Source organism: Streptomyces litmocidini (genome assembly GCF_014649755.1).
GTDB classification, from domain to species: Bacteria; Actinomycetota; Actinomycetes; order Streptomycetales; family Streptomycetaceae; genus Streptomyces; species Streptomyces litmocidini.
Window position 1 is genome coordinate 17,838 of record NZ_BMTQ01000012.1, and the last position, 17,822, is coordinate 35,659.

17 protein-coding genes and 1 pseudogene are annotated in these 17,822 nt (G+C 73.1%); 13 read left to right on the top strand and 5 right to left on the bottom strand.

Features of this window, described 5'->3' with window-relative positions; genetic code table 11:
- The first annotated feature begins 1 nt into the window (after position 1).
- The 12 genes from IE180_RS23975 to IE180_RS24030 are packed head-to-tail and all read left to right on the top strand — an operon-like array spanning position 2 to position 12,778.
- Positions 2 to 1,255, top strand: coding sequence for an O-antigen ligase family protein (locus IE180_RS23975; protein ID WP_190159019.1), 1,254 nt, complete (start codon positions 2 to 4; stop codon positions 1,253 to 1,255).
- 7 nt (positions 1,256 to 1,262) lie between these two features.
- Positions 1,263 to 2,474, top strand: coding sequence for a glycosyltransferase (locus IE180_RS23980; RefSeq protein ID WP_190159020.1), 1,212 nt, complete (start codon positions 1,263 to 1,265; stop codon positions 2,472 to 2,474).
- A complete protein-coding gene (locus IE180_RS23985; protein WP_190159021.1) occupies positions 2,471 to 3,721 on the top strand; it encodes a class I SAM-dependent methyltransferase in 1,251 nt (416 codons plus the stop codon). The genes IE180_RS23980 and IE180_RS23985 overlap by 4 nt, the downstream gene beginning before the upstream one ends.
- Positions 3,718 to 4,512: a glycosyltransferase family protein gene (locus IE180_RS23990; protein WP_190159022.1), complete on the top strand. Its 795-nt coding sequence runs from the start codon at positions 3,718 to 3,720 to the stop codon at positions 4,510 to 4,512. The genes IE180_RS23985 and IE180_RS23990 overlap by 4 nt, the downstream gene beginning before the upstream one ends.
- Positions 4,509 to 5,156 carry a PIG-L deacetylase family protein gene (locus IE180_RS23995; protein ID WP_190159023.1) on the top strand — a complete coding sequence of 216 codons (648 nt, stop codon included), beginning with the start codon at positions 4,509 to 4,511 and terminating at the stop codon, positions 5,154 to 5,156. Before IE180_RS23990 ends, IE180_RS23995 begins: the two co-directional genes overlap by 4 nt.
- Positions 5,157 to 5,159: 3 nt before the next feature.
- Positions 5,160 to 6,185 carry an NAD-dependent epimerase/dehydratase family protein gene (locus IE180_RS24000; RefSeq protein ID WP_190159024.1) on the top strand — a complete coding sequence of 342 codons (1,026 nt, stop codon included), beginning with the start codon at positions 5,160 to 5,162 and terminating at the stop codon, positions 6,183 to 6,185.
- Positions 6,173 to 7,456, top strand: coding sequence for a DUF4910 domain-containing protein (locus IE180_RS24005; RefSeq protein ID WP_190159025.1), 1,284 nt, complete (start codon positions 6,173 to 6,175; stop codon positions 7,454 to 7,456). Before IE180_RS24000 ends, IE180_RS24005 begins: the two co-directional genes overlap by 13 nt.
- Before the next feature lie 5 nt (positions 7,457 to 7,461).
- The gene (locus IE180_RS24010) at positions 7,462 to 8,754 is read left to right on the top strand and encodes an MATE family efflux transporter (protein ID WP_190159191.1); all 1,293 of its coding nucleotides are present in this window, start codon (positions 7,462 to 7,464) and stop codon (positions 8,752 to 8,754) included.
- Positions 8,751 to 9,698, top strand: a complete 948-nt coding sequence (locus IE180_RS24015) for a glycosyltransferase family 2 protein (protein WP_190159026.1) — start codon at positions 8,751 to 8,753, stop codon at positions 9,696 to 9,698. The genes IE180_RS24010 and IE180_RS24015 overlap by 4 nt, the downstream gene beginning before the upstream one ends.
- Complete coding sequence (locus IE180_RS24020) at positions 9,695 to 10,903, top strand: polysaccharide pyruvyl transferase family protein (RefSeq protein WP_190159027.1); 1,209 nt, start codon at positions 9,695 to 9,697, stop codon at positions 10,901 to 10,903. The genes IE180_RS24015 and IE180_RS24020 overlap by 4 nt, the downstream gene beginning before the upstream one ends.
- The gene (rfbC, locus tag IE180_RS24025; RefSeq protein ID WP_190159028.1) at positions 10,900 to 11,451 is read left to right on the top strand and encodes a dTDP-4-dehydrorhamnose 3,5-epimerase; all 552 of its coding nucleotides are present in this window, start codon (positions 10,900 to 10,902) and stop codon (positions 11,449 to 11,451) included. Before IE180_RS24020 ends, rfbC begins: the two co-directional genes overlap by 4 nt.
- A 7-nt stretch (positions 11,452 to 11,458) precedes the next feature.
- Positions 11,459 to 12,778 (top strand): glutamate-1-semialdehyde 2,1-aminomutase, encoded by a 1,320-nt coding sequence (locus IE180_RS24030; RefSeq protein ID WP_190159029.1) that lies wholly within the window; start codon positions 11,459 to 11,461, stop codon positions 12,776 to 12,778.
- A gap of 7 nt (positions 12,779 to 12,785) precedes the next feature.
- On the opposite strand, the gene IE180_RS24035 is transcribed toward IE180_RS24030, so the two are convergent.
- From IE180_RS24035 to IE180_RS24050, 4 genes and pseudogenes are all read right to left on the bottom strand, one after another.
- Positions 12,786 to 13,445, bottom strand: a complete 660-nt coding sequence (locus IE180_RS24035; RefSeq protein WP_190159030.1) for a phosphatase PAP2 family protein — start codon at positions 13,443 to 13,445, stop codon at positions 12,786 to 12,788.
- A gap of 481 nt (positions 13,446 to 13,926) precedes the next feature.
- Positions 13,927 to 14,142, bottom strand: a pseudogene (locus IE180_RS24040) (IS5/IS1182 family transposase); the annotation flags it as partial.
- A 77-nt stretch (positions 14,143 to 14,219) separates the two neighbouring features.
- Positions 14,220 to 14,453 carry a beta/gamma crystallin domain-containing protein gene (locus IE180_RS24045; RefSeq protein WP_229860803.1) on the bottom strand — a complete coding sequence of 78 codons (234 nt, stop codon included), beginning with the start codon at positions 14,451 to 14,453 and terminating at the stop codon, positions 14,220 to 14,222.
- Between the two features lie 489 nt (positions 14,454 to 14,942).
- Positions 14,943 to 16,091, bottom strand: a complete 1,149-nt coding sequence (locus IE180_RS24050; RefSeq protein ID WP_190159032.1) for a serine hydrolase domain-containing protein — start codon at positions 16,089 to 16,091, stop codon at positions 14,943 to 14,945.
- A 283-nt stretch (positions 16,092 to 16,374) separates the two neighbouring features.
- Here IE180_RS24050 and IE180_RS36670 point away from each other — a divergent pair, with 283 nt between their 5' ends.
- The gene (locus tag IE180_RS36670) at positions 16,375 to 16,938 is read left to right on the top strand and encodes an AfsR/SARP family transcriptional regulator (RefSeq protein ID WP_229860804.1); all 564 of its coding nucleotides are present in this window, start codon (positions 16,375 to 16,377) and stop codon (positions 16,936 to 16,938) included.
- A 50-nt stretch (positions 16,939 to 16,988) separates the two neighbouring features.
- On the opposite strand, the gene IE180_RS24060 is transcribed toward IE180_RS36670, so the two are convergent.
- Complete coding sequence (locus IE180_RS24060; protein ID WP_190159033.1) at positions 16,989 to 17,822, bottom strand: alpha/beta fold hydrolase; 834 nt, start codon at positions 17,820 to 17,822, stop codon at positions 16,989 to 16,991.

The following is a 17,822-nucleotide window of genomic DNA, read 5'->3' on the forward strand; positions in this document are numbered from 1 at the left end:
GATGCGCACGGACATCGAGACGGGCACGGAGCACGCCCCCAGGGCGGTCGGGATCGCCTGGGCGCTCCTCGCGCTCAACGTGCTGGGCTCCGCCGGGGCGAAGACGATCGTCCCGATCCCCCGCTCCCTGATCCAGATGGTCACGATGGGCGCGCTGGTCGGCGCGTTCACGCTGGCGCTCACGGTCAACCGGCAGCTGCGGATCCGGCCCAGCGCGTTCCTGTTCCTGCTGACCCTGCTGCTCGTGCCGAGCCTGATCTCCAGTGCGGACGCCGGGGCGGGCGCGCTGTTCCGCTGCGCGCGGCTCGCGCTCTTCGTCGGCACGCTGTGGCTGCTCAGCCGCTGGTGGGACGGCAGTCCGCGGTTCGTCCACCACCACATCCGGTGGTACTTCGCGGTGCTCGTCCTGGTGGCCGCCGGCCTGGTCGTCTCGCCGGGCACGGCCATGCCCGAGTACTACGGCGGGCGTCTCGTGGGCGCGCTGTGGCCGCTCACGCCGCCGCAGATCGGGCAGTACTCCGCGGTGATCATCGGGCTCTCCGTGCTGCTGCTCCTCGGCCGCCGGACCACCCCGGCCGGCGCGGCGGTGGTCATCGTGCCGTCGTTCGTGCTGCTCGCCATGACCCACACCCGGACGGCGACGCTCGGCATGGTCATCGGTCTGGTCCTGGCGATCGGCTCGCTCATCCTGACCAGTGCCGCCGCGCGCAGGTTCTTCACCTGGGCGGTGCTGTGCGCGACGGTGGCCGCGGTGGTGTTCGGCTCCGCGCTGCGGGCCTGGTTCCTGCGCGGGCAGAGCCAGGAGAACTTCTCCAACCTCACCGGCCGGGCGAAGGTGTGGGACTCCCTCCTCTCGGCGCCCCGGACGACCGGGGACACGGTCTTCGGCCTGGGCCTGGGCGACAAGTCGTGGGACGGGCTGCCGATCGACAACAGCTGGCTGGCCGTCTACAACGAGCAGGGGCTGCTCGGCGTCGCCGTCGTGGCGGCGTTCCTCCTCGCGCTCGGCGGCATCGCGCTGCTGCGGCCGCCGTCGCTGTCGAGGGCCTGCGCGATCTTCCTGATCAGCTACTGCGCGATCTCGTCGTACACCGAGGTGGGCCTCGGCGACGCCTCGGCGTATCTGCTGCATCTGGCCCTGGCCGCCTCGCTGCTCGCGGCGCCCGCCGCGGCCGCGCCGCTCCCGGCGGCCGGCATTCCCCGTCAGAGGTCCGACATTCCCCGACGACGTGTCCCGCGATGGGCCCGGAGGTGACCTGAGCATGCATGTCCTGGTGGTGCACAACCGCTACTCCTCGGCGCAGCCGAGCGGGGAGAACAGGGTGGTCGACGAGGAGGTGGCGCTGCTGCGCGCGGCCGGCCACCGGGTCGACCTGTTCGAGCGGCGCAGCGACGACATCGCCGGCCGGTCCCTCCTCGGCAAGGCAGCGGTGCCGCTCCTCGTGCCGTGGAACCCGGCGGTCCGCACGGAACTCGCCGCCCGGCTCCGCGCCGACCGGCCGGACGTGGTGCACGTCCACAACGTCTTCCCGCTCCTGTCGCCGGCGGTGATCGCCGCCTGCGCCGACGCCGGCGTGCCCGTCGTCGCCACGCTGCACAACTACACCCAGGTCTGCCCGCCGGGCACGCTGCACCGGGACGGCCGGCCGTGCACCGAGTGCGTCGGGTCGACGGCGGCGCTGCCCGCCGTCCGACACGGCTGCTACCGGAACTCCCGGCTCGCGACGGTCCCGCTCGCGGTCAGCCTGGCGGTCAACCGGCGGCGGTGGTGGTCCGGAGTGGAGCGGTTCCTCTGCATCTCCGCGGCGCAACGCGACCTCCTGGTGCGGTCCGGCATGCCGGCCGAACGGCTCGCGGTGAAGCACAACTTCGTGCCCGACCCGGGCGCCTGCCGGACGGGCGCCGGCGAGCACCTGCTCTTCCTCGGGCGGCTCGCGGAGCCCAAGGGCGTGCTGCTGCTCATGGCCGCGTGGGACGAACTCGCGGCGGACGGCGGGGCGGGCGTGCCGCTCGTCCTCGCCGGTGCGGGACCGCTGGAGCGGGAGGTGGCCGCCTGGGCGGAGGGCCGGGACGACGTGCGGTACGTCGGTCTGTACGACCCGGAGGAGTGCCGGCGGGCCGTCGCGCGGTCGGTCGCCGTGGTGGCTCCCTCGATGGCCAGGGAGACCTTCGGCCTGGTGGTCGCCGAGGCGATGGCGGCCGGGGTCCCGGCCGTCGCCGCCGGGCACGGCGCCTTCGTCGAACTCGTCGACGAGGGGGTGACCGGGCTGCTGCACCGGCCGGGCGAGGCCTCCTCGCTCGCGGACCGTCTGCGCCGGATCACGGCCGCGCCGGCCCGGAACCGGGAGATGGGGCTCGCGGCCCGACGCCGGTACGAGCAGTGCTTCAGCCCGGCCGTCGGGCTGGAGCGCCTGCTGGAGGAGTACCGCACCGCGATCGCGGTGCGGGCGGAATCGATGGGGGGCAGTAGATGACACGATGCCGACTCTGCGGCTCGGCGGCGCTCACGAGCGTCGTCGACCTGGGGGCGACGCCGCCGTGCGAGAGCTTTCTCGCCGCGGACGAACTGGACCGGCCGGAGCCCGCGTACCCGCTGCACCTGCGGGTCTGCACCGACTGCTGGCTCGCCCAGCTCCCTCCGCTGATCACGCCGGAGGAGACCTTCGAGGAGTACGCGTACTTCTCCTCGTACTCGACCTCCTGGGTGGAGCACGCGCGCACGTTCGTCGCGGGCGCCGTGGAGCGGCTCGCCCTCGGCGACGGCTCCTTCGTGGTCGAGGTCGCGAGCAACGACGGGTACCTGCTGAAGCACGTGGTGGACCGGGGGATCCGCTGCCTCGGCGTCGAGCCCTCGGTGAACGTCGGCGCCGCGGCGCGGGAGGCGGGCGTGCCCACGGTCACCGCGTTCCTGAGCCCGGAGACGGGCGCGGCCGTCCGCGCGGAGCACGGCCCGGCGGACCTGGTCGTCGCCAACAACGTGTACGCGCACATCCCCGACGTCGTCGGCTTCACCCGGGGGCTGCGCGCCCTGGTCGCCGACGACGGCTGGGTCTCCGTCGAGGTGCAGCACCTGCTGACCCTGATCGAGGAGAACCAGTACGACACGATCTACCACGAGCACTTCCAGTACTACACGGTCGCGTCCGCGGCCCGGGCGCTCGCGAGCGGCGGACTCGCGCTCGTGGACGTCGAGCTGCTGCCCACGCACGGCGGCTCCGTCCGGCTGTGGGCCCGGCCGACCGAGGTGGCCGGCGAGCCCACGGCGCGTGTGGCCGAGGTCCTCGACCGGGAGAAGGCGGCCGGACTCCAGGACCTGTCCGGGTACGCCGAGTTCTCCGACCGGGTGGCCAAGGTGCGCCGGGACCTGCTGCGCTTCCTCATCGAGGCGGCCGAGCGCGGCGAGACGGTCGTCGGCTACGGCGCCCCCGGGAAGGGCAACACGCTGCTCAACCACTGCGGCATCCGGCCCGACCTGCTCGCGTACACGGTCGACCGCAACCCCTACAAGCACGGCAGGTTCACCCCGGGCACCCGCATCCCGATCCTGCCGCCCGAACGGATCGCCGCCGACCGGCCGGACTACGTCCTCGTCCTCCCGTGGAACCTGCGGGCCGAGCTGGTCGAGCAGCTGTCCTTCGTGGGCGACTGGGGCGGCCGTCTCGTCTTCCCCGTCCCGGAACTCAGCGTCGTCGAGGTGCCCGCGAAAGAGGTCACAGCATGAAGGTCGTCCTGTTCTGCGGCGGTTACGGAATGCGGATGCGGAACGGCGCCGCGGACGACGTGCCCAAGCCGATGGCGATGGTCGGCCCGCGCCCGCTGATCTGGCACGTCATGCGCTACTACGCGCACTACGGGCACACGGAGTTCATCCTGTGCCTCGGGTACGGGGCGCACCACATCAAGGAGTTCTTCCTCAACTACGAGGAGACGACGTCCAACGACTTCGTGCTGCGCGGCGGCCGGACCGAGCTGCTGTCCACCGACATATCCGACTGGACGATCACGTTCGCCCAGACCGGCATCGAGTCGCCGATCGGTGAGCGGCTGCGCCGGGTCCGGCACCACCTGGACGGCGACGAGATGTTCCTCGCCAACTACGCCGACGTGCTCACCGACGCGCCGCTGCCGGAGATGATCGACCGGTTCGCCCGGCGCGACGCGGGCGCGTCGATGACGGTGGTGCCGCCGCAGTCCTCGTTCCACTGCGTGGAGCTGGGCGAGGACGGGCTCGTGGGGGGCATCACCGCCGTCAGCGAACTGCCGCTGTGGGAGAACGGCGGCTACTTCGTGCTCCGCCAGGAGGTCTTCGACCACATACCGGAGGGCGGGGACCTGGTCGCCGACGGCTGCGCCGGCCTGGCCAAGGAAGGCCGTCTGGTGGCGTACCGGCACCGCGGCTTCTGGAAGCCGACCGACACCGTGAAGGAGCGGGCCGCGCTCGACGAGGCCTACGCGCGGGGCGACCGCCCGTGGGCCGTGTGGGAGCGGGACGGCGCGGAGGTGACCGCTTGATCCGCCTCGGTGCCGGGCGCCTGGACCGGATCGTCGCGGTGGGCGCGCACTGCGACGACATCGCCATCGGCGCCGGCGGGACGCTCCTCGCGCTGTGCCTCGCGCGGCCGGGCGTCCGCGTCGACGCGCTGGTGCTCTCCGGCGGCGGCGGCGAGCGGGAGCAGGAGGAGCGGGCCGCCCTCGCCGCCTTCTGCCCGGGCGCCGACCTGCGGCTGACCGTGCTCAAGCTGCCGGACGGCCGGCTGCCCGCGCACTGGGAGGAGGCCAAGGCGGCGGTCGAGGAGCTGCGCGGGCGGACCGAACCGGACCTGATCCTGGCCCCGCGCACCGAGGACGCGCACCAGGACCACCGCACCCTGGCGAAGCTGATGTCCACCGCGTTCCGCGACCACCTCGTGCTCGGCTACGAGATCGTCAAGTGGGACGCCGACCTCGGCCGCCCCGTGGCGTACCAGCCGCTGTCACCGGAGATCGCCGAGGAGAAGGTGCGGCTGCTGCAGGAGCACTACCCCTCGCAGCGGCACCGGCCCTGGTACGACCGGGAGGCCTTCCTCGGCCTCGCCCGGATCCGCGGCATCGAATGCCACGCGCGCTACGCCGAGGCGTTCGCCGTCACCAAACTCACTCTCGACCTGGGGGATTGAACCTTGCGCGTACTGCTGACCGGACACCAGGGCTACCTGGGCACCGTCATGGCTCCCGTCCTCGCCGCCGCCGGGCACGAGGTCGTCGGGCTCGACTCCGGCCTGTTCGCCGACTGCGTGCTCGGCCCGGCGCCGGCGGACCCGCCGGGACACCGGGTGGACCTGCGCGACGTCACGGCCGAGCACGTGGCCGGAGTGGACGCCGTGGTCCACCTGGGCGCGCTGTCCAACGACCCGCTGGGGTCGCTGGCGCCCGAGCTCACCTACGACATCAACCACCACGCGTCCGTGCGCCTCGCCCGGCTGGCCCGCGAGGCCGGGGTGAGGCGTTTCCTGTACGCGTCGACGTGCTCCGTCTACGGGGCGGCGGGCGGCGACGAGCTGGTGACCGAGGACGCCCCGCTGCGGCCGGTGACCCCGTACGCCGAGTCGAAGGTGCGGGTGGAGGACGACCTGCACGCCCTGGCCGACGACGACTTCACCCCCGTGTACATGCGCAACGCCACCGCCTTCGGCCACTCCCCCCGGCTGCGCGCCGACATCGTGCTGAACAACCTGGTGGGCCACGCGCTGCTGTCCGGCGAGGTGCTGGTGCTCTCCGACGGCACTCCCTGGCGTCCGCTGGTGCACGCCGCCGACATCGCCCGGGCCTTCACGGCCGCTCTCGGGGCGCCCCGGGAGGCGGTGCACGACCGGGCGTTCAACATCGGCAGCGAGGCCAACAACGTCACGGTCGCCGAGATCGCCGCGCAGGTCGCCGAGGCGGTGGACGGCGCGAAGGTGCGGATCACCGGCGAGACCGGCGCCGATCCGCGGTCGTACCGGGTGGACTTCTCCCGGTTCCGCGCCGCGATCCCCGGTTTCGACTGCGAGTGGACGGTGAAGCGGGGTGCCCTCGAACTCGCCGACGCCTACCGGGAGCACGGTCTGACCAGGGAGGACTTCGAGCGGCGCTTCACCCGCCTCGCCGTGCTGCGCGCGGCCTCCGACACCGGCGCCGTCGACGGCACCCTGCGGTGGCGCCGGTGACCGCGGTCGGCGAGGAGATGCACGCTCTGGTGGAGCGGATGTACCCGCTCTGCCGGAGCATCACCGGCGACGGGGTGCGCGCCACCCTGGACATCGTCGGGGAGTACGTCCCGCTCCAGGTGCACGAGGTGCCGACCGGGACGCGGGTGCTGGACTGGACGGTGCCGCAGGAGTGGAACGTCCGGGACGCGTACGTGGCCGACCCCGCCGGCAGGCGGGTCGTCGACTTCGCCGCGTCCAGCCTGCACGTGCTCGGCTACAGCGTGCCGGTCTCGGCGACCATGCCGCTGAGCGAGCTGCGCGGGCACCTGCACACCCTGCCGGAGCAGCCGGAGCTGGTTCCGTACCGCACCAGTTACTACAAGCCGGAGTGGGGCTTCTGCCTGGCCCAGGAGACCCTGGACGCGCTGCCGGACGGCGAGTACGAGGTGCGGATCGACTCCACGCTCGCCGACGGCCACCTCACCTACGCCGAGCACGTGGTCCCCGGACAGGTCGCCGACGAGGTGATCGTCTCCTGCCACGTCTGCCACCCGTCGCTGGCCAACGACAACCTGGCGGGCATCGCGGTGGCGACGTTCCTCGCCCGGGCGCTCGCGGAGGGGACGCCGTACTACACGTACCGGTTCCTCTTCGCGCCCGGCACCATCGGGGCGATCACCTGGCTGGCCCGGAACGAGGAGCGGATCGGCCAGGTGAAGCACGGCATCGTGCTGGCCTGCGCCGGCGACCGGGGCGGCCTGACGTACAAGCGGAGCCGGCGCGGCGACGCGGAGATCGACCGGGTGATGCGGCACGTGCTCGAAGCCTCCGGACGGCCGCACGACATCGTCGGGTTCACCCCGTACGGCTACGACGAGCGGCAGTTCTGCTCGCCCGGCTTCGACCTCGGCGTGGGCTCGCTCACCCGTACCCCGTACGCCGGCTATCCCGAATACCACACCTCGGCGGACAACCCGGACTTCGTCGCCCCGGAGGCGATGGCGGACACCCTCGCCGTCTGCCGCGAGGCGTTCGCCGTCCTCGACCGCAACCGGCGGTACCTCAACCTCAGCCCCTACGGAGAACCGCAGCTGGGCCGGCGCGGGCTGTACGACGCGCTCGGCGGCCGCAGCGACACCAAGCAGGCCCAGATGGCCATGCTCTGGGTGCTCAACCTCTCCGACGGCGAGCACGATCTGCTGGACGTCGCCGAGCGGTCCGGGCTGCCGTTCGACACCGTCGCCGCCGCCGCCGACGCCCTGGGCGCGGCCGGGCTGATCAAGGCATGACGCCGATGACCACCGAGGAGGAGGAGAGGGCGACGGCACCGGCCCGGTCCGTCCGGCGGGCCGTCGTCGGCCGGCTGTCCTGGGGGCTGGCCGACCAGGCGGCCTCCAGCATGTCCAACTTCGTGGTGGGGTTCTACGTGGCGCGCTCGCTGGGGGTGACCGCCTTCGGCGTGTTCAGCCTCGCGTGGGTGACCTACGGCGTGGTGCTCGGCGCTTCCCGGGGGCTCGCCACCGATCCGCTGGTGGTGCGCTTCAGCGGCGTGCCGCACACGGCCTGGCGCGGGGCGGCGGCCCGGTCGACGGGCGCCGCGCTCGCCGTCGGCGCCGCCGTCGGCGCGGTGTGCCTGCTGGCCGGGCTCGCCCTCGGCGGCGGCGTGGGGGCCGCGTTCGCCTGCCTGGGCGTCGTCCTGCCGGGGCTGCTGCTCCAGGACGCCTGGCGGTTCGCCTTCTTCGCCGCCGGTGCCGGACGGAAGGCGTTCGTCAACGACCTGGTGTGGGGCGTCGCGCTCGTCCCCGCCATGGTGGTGGCGGCCCGCGTGGGCAGCGTGGGCGCCTTCGTCCTGGCCTGGGGCGCGTCCGCCGCGGTCGCCGCGGGGTACGGCCTGCTCCAGTCCGGCGTCCGGCCCCGGCCGGCCGGGGCGCGCGGGTGGCTGCGCGAGCAGCGCGACCTCGGCTACCGGTACCTGGTCGAGAACGGCAGCCTCAGCGGCGCGGGCCAGCTGCGCTCGTACGGGCTCGGCGTGATCGTCGGAGTCGGCGCGGTGGGCGCGGTCCGGGGCGCCGAACTCCTGCTCGGCCCGTTCCTCGCCCTGCTGATGGGGCTGTCGCTCGTCACCGTCGCGGAGGCGGCCCGGGTGCTGCGCAGGGCCCCGCACCGCCTCGGCCGGTTCTGCCTCCTGCTCGGCGGCGGGCAGGCCGTCGCCGCGCTGCTCTGGGGCGCGGCGCTGCTGCTCGTGCCGGACCGGCTGGGCGAGCTCGTGCTCGGCGGCGTCTGGCCCTCCGCCTCGGAGCTCATCGTGCCGGCCGCGCTCGGCGTCGCGGGCGCCGGCCTCGGCACCGGCGCCGCGGCCGGGCTGCGCGCGCTCGGCGCGGCCCGGCTCAGCCTGCGCGTCCAGCTGTTCGCCTCCGCCTGCTACGTCGCCGGCGGGCTCGGCGGGGCCGTCGTGTCCGGCACCGTCGGCTCGGCCTGGGGCGTCGCCGCCGCGACCGCCGCCGGCTCGGCCGTGTGGTGGCTGCAGCTGCGCTCCGCCCTGCGCGAGCGCCACCGGAACCCCATCCCCGAAGTGAGGACCTCATGACCGCCCGCCCCAGGCTGACCATCGGCCTGCCCGTGTACAACGGCGAGGAGTACCTCGCCGAATCGCTCGACGCCCTGCTCGGCCAGACCTACGAGGACTTCGAGCTGGTCGTCTCCGACAACGCCTCGACCGACGGGACCCAGGACATCTGCCGGAAGTACGCGGCGCGGGACTCGCGCGTCCGCTACCACCGGCTGCCCCGGAACATCGGCGCGACGCCGAACCACAACCGGCTGTTCGCCGAGTGCCGCACCGAACTGTTCAAGTGGGCCTCGCACGACGACCTGTACGCGCGCGACCTGCTGCGGCGCTGCGTGGAGGCGCTCGACGAGCGGCCGGAGGCGATCCTCGCCCACGCCGACCAGGCGGTCGTCGACGCCGACGGCCGGGTGAAGGTCCCGTACGAGTACACGCTGGCCACCGCCTCCCGGCGGGCGCCGGAGCGCTTCCGCAGCATGCTGTTCGAGCCCGGCGGCGACGACTTCTACGGGGTGGTCCGGGCCGACGTGCTGCGCCGGGTGAAGCCGATGGACAGCTACCACCACGCGGACCGCACGTTCGTCTCCGAACTCGGACTGCACGGGCCCTTCCACCAAGTGCCGGAGCTGCTGTACTTCCGCCGTGACCACCCCGCCCGCGCCGAGCGGGCGAACCCCTCGAAGCGCTCCCGGTGCGTCAACCTGGACCCGCGCCGGGCGGGCCCGCTGCACCCGACGCCCCGGCTGCTCGCCGAGTACGTCCTGGGCTTCGTGTCGGCGATCCGGCGGGCGCCGCTGTCGGCGGCCGACCGGCGCGCCTGCTACGGCCACCTGGCCGCGTGGATGTCCAGCCGGGCCCGGCCGGGTGCCGGCGAGCGGGTCGAGGACCGCGCGCCGGTCGACCCGGCCCGGCTCGCCGTCTCCGTCGACGACCTCGTCGCCGGGCGCGAGGGAAGGCTGCGGTGACCGCCGTACGCGTCGGGGTCTTCGGCCTGCTCGGCTCCGGCAACCTCGGCAACGACGGGTCGCTGGAGGCCGTGCTCGGCTACCTCCGCGCCGAACACCCGGGGGCGGTCGTCGACGCGCTCTGCGGCGGCCCCGAAGCGGTCACGGCCCGCTTCGGGATCCCCGCGACCCGCCTCCACTGGTACCGCGGGGAGTACCGGACCGCGTCGCGCGCGGGCGCGGTCGCGGGGAAGGGCCTGGGCAAGCTCGTCGACGTCTTCCGCACCGCCGCCTGGGTGCGCCGGCACGACGTGGTGATCGTCCCGGGCATGGGCGTCCTGGAGGCCACGCTGCCCCTGCGCCCGTGGGGCTTCCCGTACTCGCTGTTCCTGCTCTGCGCGGCCGGCCGGCTCCTCGGCACCCCGGTCGCGCTCGTCGGCGTGGGCGCCGCCGCGATCCGCGACCGGCCGACCCGGGCCCTGGTCCGCTGGTCGGCGCGGCTCGCCGCCCACCGGTCGTACCGGGACGCCCAGTCCCGCGACGCCCTGCGGGCGATGGGCGTGGACACCGCGCGCGACGAGGTCCACCCGGACCTGGCGTTCTCCCTGCCGGCGCCGCCTGCTCCCCCGGCGGGCCCGCCGGGGCTGGTCTGCGTCGGCGTCATGGCCTTCCACGGCGGCAACGACGACCGTGCCCGGGCCGAGGAGATCCACCGGCGCTATCTCGACGGGACGATCCGCTTCGTCCGCGCGCTGGTCGAGGAGGGCAGGCCGGTCCGGCTGCTCACCGGCGACGCCGTCGACGCGACGGTGGTCACCGCGATCCTCCACGCGGTGGACTCGCCGCTGGTCACCGCCGCCCGGACGGCCTCGCTGGCGGACCTGACGAGGGAGATGGCGGCCGCCGACACGGCGGTGGCGATCCGCTACCACAATCTGATCTGCGCGCTGAAGGCGGGCACCCCGGTGCTCGCGGTCACCTACGCGGCGAAGAGCGAGGCCCTCATGGCGGAGATGGGCCTCGGCGAGTACTGCCATCCGGCGCGCGAGGTCGACGCCGACCTGCTGCTCGAACAGTTCCGGGACCTCGGGAAGCGCTCGGCGGAACTGCGGCGGACGCTCGCCGAACGGAACGAGACCGCCGCCCGGCGCCTCGACCGCCAGTTCACCGCCCTGACGGCGGCCCTGTTCCCGACCACCACCCCCACCTCGCGGAAGGCTCCATGAAAGCGACCGAAGTCCCCGAGATCGCCGGCGCGTACCTGTTCGAACCGACGCCGTACGCCGACGAACGCGGCTTCTTCTGCCGCACCTTCGACGCCGACGTGGTCCGTTCCGTCGGCATCGACCCGGACGCCTTCGTCCAGGACAGCCTGTCCCGCTCGGTCCGGGGCGTGGTGCGCGGGCTGCACCTGCGCTCGGGCAAGGGGGAGGCCAAGCTGGTGCGCTGCTCGTACGGAAGGGTCTTCGACGTCGTCGTCGACCTGCGGGCCGACTCACCGACCTACCGGAACCGGGCCTTCTTCGAACTGTCCGGCGAGACGCAGACGACGCTGTACATCCCGGCGGGGTGCGCGCACGGCTTCCAGGCGCTGACCGGGACCGCCGACACCTCGTACCGGATCGACCGCCCGCACGACCCGGCGGAGGACGTGACGATCGCCTTCGACGACCCGGAACTCGCCGTCCCCTGGCCGCTGCCCGTCACGTCGGTGTCCCGGCGGGACCGGGAGGCGCCGAGCCTCTCCGAGGTCCTGAAGCACGGAGAGGGGTGAGGTCGGCGTGGACACCGAAGAGTTCCGGCTCCCCAGGTCGCGGAAGGCGAACGAGCGCCTGCACGCCCTGATCCCCGGGGGCGCGCACACCTACGCCAAGGGCGACGACCAGTACCCCGAGAACCTGGCGCCGGTCATCAGCCACGGCCGCGGCGCCCACGTGTGGGACGTCGACGGCAACCGCTACGTCGAGTACGGCTCCGGCCTGCGCTCGGTCAGTCTCGGCCACGCCCACCCGCGCGTGGTCGAGGCGGTGCGGCGGGAGATCGACCGGGGCAGCAACTTCGTCCGGCCGTCGATCCTGGAGGCCGAGGCGGCGGAACGCTTCCTCGCCACCGTCCCGACCGCCGAGATGGTGAAGTTCGCGAAGAACGGCTCGGACGCCACCACGGCGGCGGTACGCCTGGCCCGCGCCGTCACCGGGCGCACGCGGGTGGCGCTCTGCGCCGACCACCCGTTCTTCTCCGTCGACGACTGGTTCATCGGCACGACACCGATGTCGGCGGGGATCCCCGCCACGGACCTCACGGTGACGTTCCCGTACGGAGACCTGCCCGCGACGGAACAGCTCCTGTCCCGGCACGAGGGCGAGATAGCCTGCCTGATCCTGGAACCCGCCGCCCACACCGAGCCCCCGCCCGGCTACCTCGCGGGCCTGCGCGCCCTCGCGGACCGGCACGGCTGCGTTCTGGTCTTCGACGAGATGATCACCGGTTTCCGCTGGTCCGAGGCGGGTGCCCAGGGCCTGTACGGGGTCGTCCCCGACCTCTCCACGTTCGGCAAGGCCCTGGGCAACGGCTTCGCCGTCTCCGCACTCGCCGGGCGCCGCGACCTGATGGAACGGGGCGGCCTGCGCCACTCCGACGACCGGGTGTTCCTCCTCTCCACCACGCACGGCGCGGAGACCCACTCCCTGGCGGCCGCGATGGCGGTACAGACGACCTACACGGAAGAGGGCGTCACCGCCCGCCTGCACGCCCTCGGCGAGCGCCTGGCCGCCGGCGTCCGCGCGGCGGCGACCGCCATGGGAGTCGGCGACCACGTGGTCGTACGGGGCCGGGCCAGCAACCTGGTCTTCGCCACCCTCGACGAGAACGGGCAGCCCTCGCAGGAGTACCGCACCCTGTTCCTGCGCGGACTCCTGACGGGCGGGGTGCTGGCCCCGTCGTTCGTGGTGAGCAGCGCGCTGGACGACGCCGACATCGACCACACCGTCGATGCGGTGGCCCAGGCCTGCGCGGTGTACCGAAAGGCCCTGGACGCCGGGGACCCGACCCCCTGGCTGGCGGGCCGGCCGGTGAAACCGGTCTTCCGCCGCCGGGCGTGACGCGACCTCACCGCCCGGAGCCGACGACCCGATCGACGCCCCACGCGACCACCGGCACCACCGCGAGCGCGGTGCACCAGCCACCGAGGGCGTCGGTCGGGTAGTGCGCGCCCAGGACGACCTGCGCCCAGCCCATGGCGACGCCGGCGACGAGCGCGGCGGTGAACACGCACAGCGTGCCGACCGCCCCGCCGAGCCCGAACCGCCCGACCACGAGCAACGCCACCACGAGGACGAAGGAGGTGAGGAAGGCGGTGTGCCCGCTCGGGAACGACAGGTTGTCCCCGTGAATGGTGCGCCCCACCAGGAACTTGAGCAGCCGGGCCACGACCACGGCCGCACCGACCCCGACACCGACGAACACGGCGGCCCGAGGCCACCCGAGCACCAGGCACCCGACGACGGCGACCAGGACGAGCACGGCCGCGCCCACGGGCTCCCCCAGGAGGTCCAGCCCCAGGGCGACGTCCCGCCGGGACGACACCGCCTCGCCGACCACCGCCCCGACCCGCACGTCCACCACACCGGGCCGACCGTCGCCGGCGTACAGGACCCCGAGCACGACGACCACCACCGCGGCGAGACCCGCGATCCCCCCGAGCCCCGCCCGCACCGCCGAAGGCAACACCACGGCAGTCGAAGCCCCCTTCACCCGCCCACGCCGCATTCTCCCCCACCCTCCGAGCACAACCTCCGGGCGGATCCCGGCACTTGACACCATAGTCAGGACGGAGCGGGTGACATCACCGCACCGCTCCTGTCCGGCTCGGCACACGCCGACAGCGCGATCGACGTCCTCAGGCGCGGGGGACCGGACGCGGTCCGGAACCAGAGGCCTCGGCCGACGGCGGAGGACAAGAAGCACTTCCGCGTCGACTGTGGCCTCATGCCGGCTGCGCTTCTCGTCGCGGCGGATGCAGCGCCCCGTTCAACGACGACAACGACTCGTCGACCGCCTCCTCGCCCCCATCGGTCTCGCCGTCCGTCCCCGGCGACGCACCGGCGACACACCGGCGACCGTCACGGTCGGGGACTTGGCCGGCATGGAGTTCCAGGCGGCCCGGGACGCGGCGCAGGCCGACGGCATCCACCTCGCCCTCGACGCCGATCCCCTGGACGGCGCCTTCAACGGCTTCGACCGAAACCTACGGGGCCCCTCGGCGTTCGCAGATCCGGATGATCCGGACGATCCGGTGGGCGCGGGACGCGGGGAGGTCGTGGTACCGGCTCGGCAGGGTGGGCGAGGTCCACAGCACCTGCCCGAGCCGGTCGGTCACGACCTGCACGTCCGCACCGTGGCGGCGGTGCCCGGCCGGGCAGTCGGCCCGGCCGTCGCCCACGCGGTCACTCTCGACGAGAGTCCCTGTGCAGCCGTGTGGACAACGGCAACTGCAGCCCGACCGAGCCTCCTCCTCCGCCTCCTCACCCGTGACGACGGGCGCTACCAGATCCTGATCTTCGTGATCTTGTGGATGGGCTCACCGGGGACGTTGCCGAAATGCCACTTGTCCACGGTCCCGCTGGTCGTCGGCGCCCCCAGCTTCGGCACGTACTCGAACGTGACCTTGTTGTCTCCGGTCCAGATCCGGTCCACGCCGTAGATCGCCACGCTCTGCACGCCCGCGTTGGCGAAGCAGAGGGAGCCGCCCGCGTTGTGAAGCAGCAGGAGGTCCAATCCATTGCAATCGGTGCGGTTGATGGCGTACGCCGACGAAGCAGGCAGCGCAACGGCCATGGCTCCGGCCGCCGCGACTACCGCGAGGCGTGTGAGGAAGCGCTTCACTGGTGGGTTGTTCCTTCCATGGTGGTGTGGTGCCGCCGAGGGCCACGGCGCGCGGCGGCATCGCAGGGACGCACGCGCGTCCCATCAGCACGACGTGGGGAAAGGCACTCCCGTTCACCACGTGGACGCCTTTCTCCGGACGCGGTCGCGATCTCTCTCCACGGCTGTCGGCCCCTCGTCCGAAGGCGCGTCCACACGCTCCCGGAAAGTGACGGGAAACGGACGCCGAACCGGGCACCCGCCCGGGCCCGTCCTCTTGCCGAACGAGGCTCCACCCGCCCGAAGCCCCGGCGGGTCCCCCGCCGGAGCCGCTGCAGCCCGAACCGCGCGGCGGACGTCGCCGCCACGGTCCTCACCCCGGGGAGACGGCGCCGAAAAGGCTCAGCCGGTGGAGTCCAGGACTTCGTAGACGCGCCTGAGGTAGTCATGGGTGCGCTCCGAGCCGAGGATTCCGTCGCCCAGCCGGTTCATCGTGTACGAGAACGTGACGCGCCGGTCGAGGTCCATCAGGACGATCGAACCGCCCCGGCCGACCCAGAAGCAGATCCTTCCGGTGGGCATGTGCGGGATCGTCCTCGCATCGGCGAGTGCGAAGCCGATGCCCCAGCGCACGGGGACGCCCAGGAACAGGTCGACTCCGTCCGCCTGCACGTCGAGGACCTTCTCCGTCGTTTCCTCGGAGAGGAGCCGGACACCGTTCACCCGGCCGCGTCGTGAGATCACGGAGAGGGCGCGGGCCATGCCCCGTGCGTTGCCGTGTCCGTTGACGGCGCCCAGTTCGGCACGGCGCCACTGCGGAGTGTCGACGTGCTCGTCCCTGGCGGGGCTGCCGAGCAAGGTCTTGGTGAAGATCCCCTCGGGGTCGAGGCCGGTGGGCACCCCGGAGAGCGGCGACGGGGCCACCAGCTCGGCGATGCGCGGCCAGTCGGCCTGACGCGCGCCGATCTGGACGTCGGCCTGCGCCGGTTCGGCGATCTCCGTGTCGACGAACTCGGTCAGGGTACGGCCGCTGACCCGCCGGACGAGCTCTCCCACGAGCTGTCCCTGGGTCTGCACGTGATAGCCCGAGGCGCTGCCCGGCTTCCACCAGGGCGCCTGGGCTGCCAGCCTGGCGCTGGCGGTAGGCCGGTCGTACAGATCGTCCATGGTGAACGGCTGCTGCCAGCCGGACAGCCCCGAGGTGTGCCCCAGAACATGCCGCACCTCGATGTCCTGCTTCCCCTGGGCGGCGAATTCAGGCCAGTAGTGCGCGACCGGGCGGTAGAGATCCAGTGCTCCCCTGTCGACGAGGACGAGGGCCGCCAGACTGCTCAGGGTCTTGGTGGTCGACCAGAGGTTGACCAGTGTGTCCTGGTGCCACGGGACGGTCCGCGCTTCGTCGGCGTGCCCGCCCCACAGGTCGACCTCCATGACTCCGTCGACATCCACGGCGATCGACGCTCCCAGTTCCTCGCCGGACTCCAGGTGCGCCGCCAGCGCCGCTCGGACCGGTTCGAACCGGGCGGTGCTCGTTCCTTCGACATGGACCATGTCTTCTCTCCATTCCTGACGACGACCTTTCGACCACTCAACGGAGCGGATGTCCTGCTGGTTCAGGTGTCGTCGCAGGTGGGGGCATCCGTCCGGAAGCCCCTCTGGCGGGACGCCCCCTGCGGAGATCGTCTGCACCGGCTGCGCGGCGCGGGTGCCCGCGGTCCAGCAGGCCGGGCCCCGCCTGGACGAGGAAGCCGGCCGGCGCACGGCCGCCTCCGAAGGGATCGTGCCGATCGGCGTCCTGCTCATGTCCTGTGTGGTGTGCGGGAGGGGGACGACGGTGTCCTCGCCACTCCGGTCACTGGAACCCCGGCACCTGCGCCGGAAGGGCACCTGCGAGGTGCTGGTCACCGAGCCCCTGGGCTACGCCCTGCGGGTGCCGCCCGAGAGCCGTGACACCGTGCGCTTCGAGCGGGCCCTTGCCCGGGCGCACCGGTTCATGGACCAGGGCCGGCCCGAACGCGTCGTGGAAGAGGCGCGAAATGCCCTGGAGATGTGGCGTGGCCCCGCGTTCGCCGACGCCGCGCACCACCTGTTCGCCGTCAACGAGGCGGCACGCCTGGAAGAACCGCGCCAGGCCACCCGTGAGATCCGCGCCATCGCCCTGCTCCTGCGGGGACGGATCGTCGAGGCCCTGTGCCCCGGGACGCCTTCGGGGAGGGCCCGGACGCGGGACGACGGGGGCGAGCTCCGGTGGTCCGCCCGCCCTCCGCGCCGTCCCGACGGCGAGGGAGCGCCCGGGGGCACGGTCATCGACTCGGGCACGGCGTTCACTGCGGCGCGCCCCTCTCCTCCGGCTGCTTCGGGCGTCCGAGGGCGGCGCCCCGTCACCGACGAACGGTGACGGGGCGCGTGCGGGTCGCCGCCCGGCCCGTGAGGGGCCGGCCTCCGGCCCTACTTGGCGAGGAAGGCGAGGAGGGCGTCGGTGACCTCCTGGGCGTGGGTCCACAGCAGGCCGTGCGGGGCGCCTTCGACGACGACGTAGTCGGCCTGCGGAAGCGCCTTGTGGAAGGGCTCGCCGGTGGCTTCGACGGGCAGGATGCGGTCGGCGGTGCCGTGCAGGATCAGTGCCGGCACGTCGATCTTCCGGATGTCGGTACGGAAGTCGGTGGTCCACGTGGAGACGCAGGCCAGCGAGGCGTACCAGGAGGCGCCGGCGGCCACGTTCCAGCTGTTGCGGACGGCCTCCTCGCTGATCCGGGTGCCGAGGTTCTCGTCCAGGTTGTAGAAGTCCTGGTAGAAGGCGCTGAAGTAGGCGTACCGGTCGGCGGTGACGGCCTGCTTGATGCCTTCGAAGACGCTCCCGTCGACACCGTCGGGGTTGTCGTCGGTCTTGAGCAGGAACGGCTCCAGCGAGGCGAGGAAGGCGGCCTTGGCGACCCGGGCCGAGCCGTAGGTGCCGAGGTAGCGGCCGACCTCGCCGGTGCCCATGGAGAACCCGACGAGGACGGCGTCGTGGAGGTCGAGGGTCTCCATGACGGTGTTCAGGTCGGCGGCGAAGGTGTCGTAGTCGTAGCCGGTGGTGGGCTGGCTGGAGCGGCCGAATCCGCGCCGGTCGTAGGTGATGACCCGGTGGCCGGCCTCGAGCAGGGCCGCGGCCTGCTTCTCCCAGGAGTGGCCGTCGAGCGGGTAGCCGTGGATCAGCACGACCGGCTGCCCGGTGCCGTGGTCCTCGTAGTAGAGGTCGATGGTGGTGGAGTTCTCCTGGCCGACGGTGATGAACGGCAT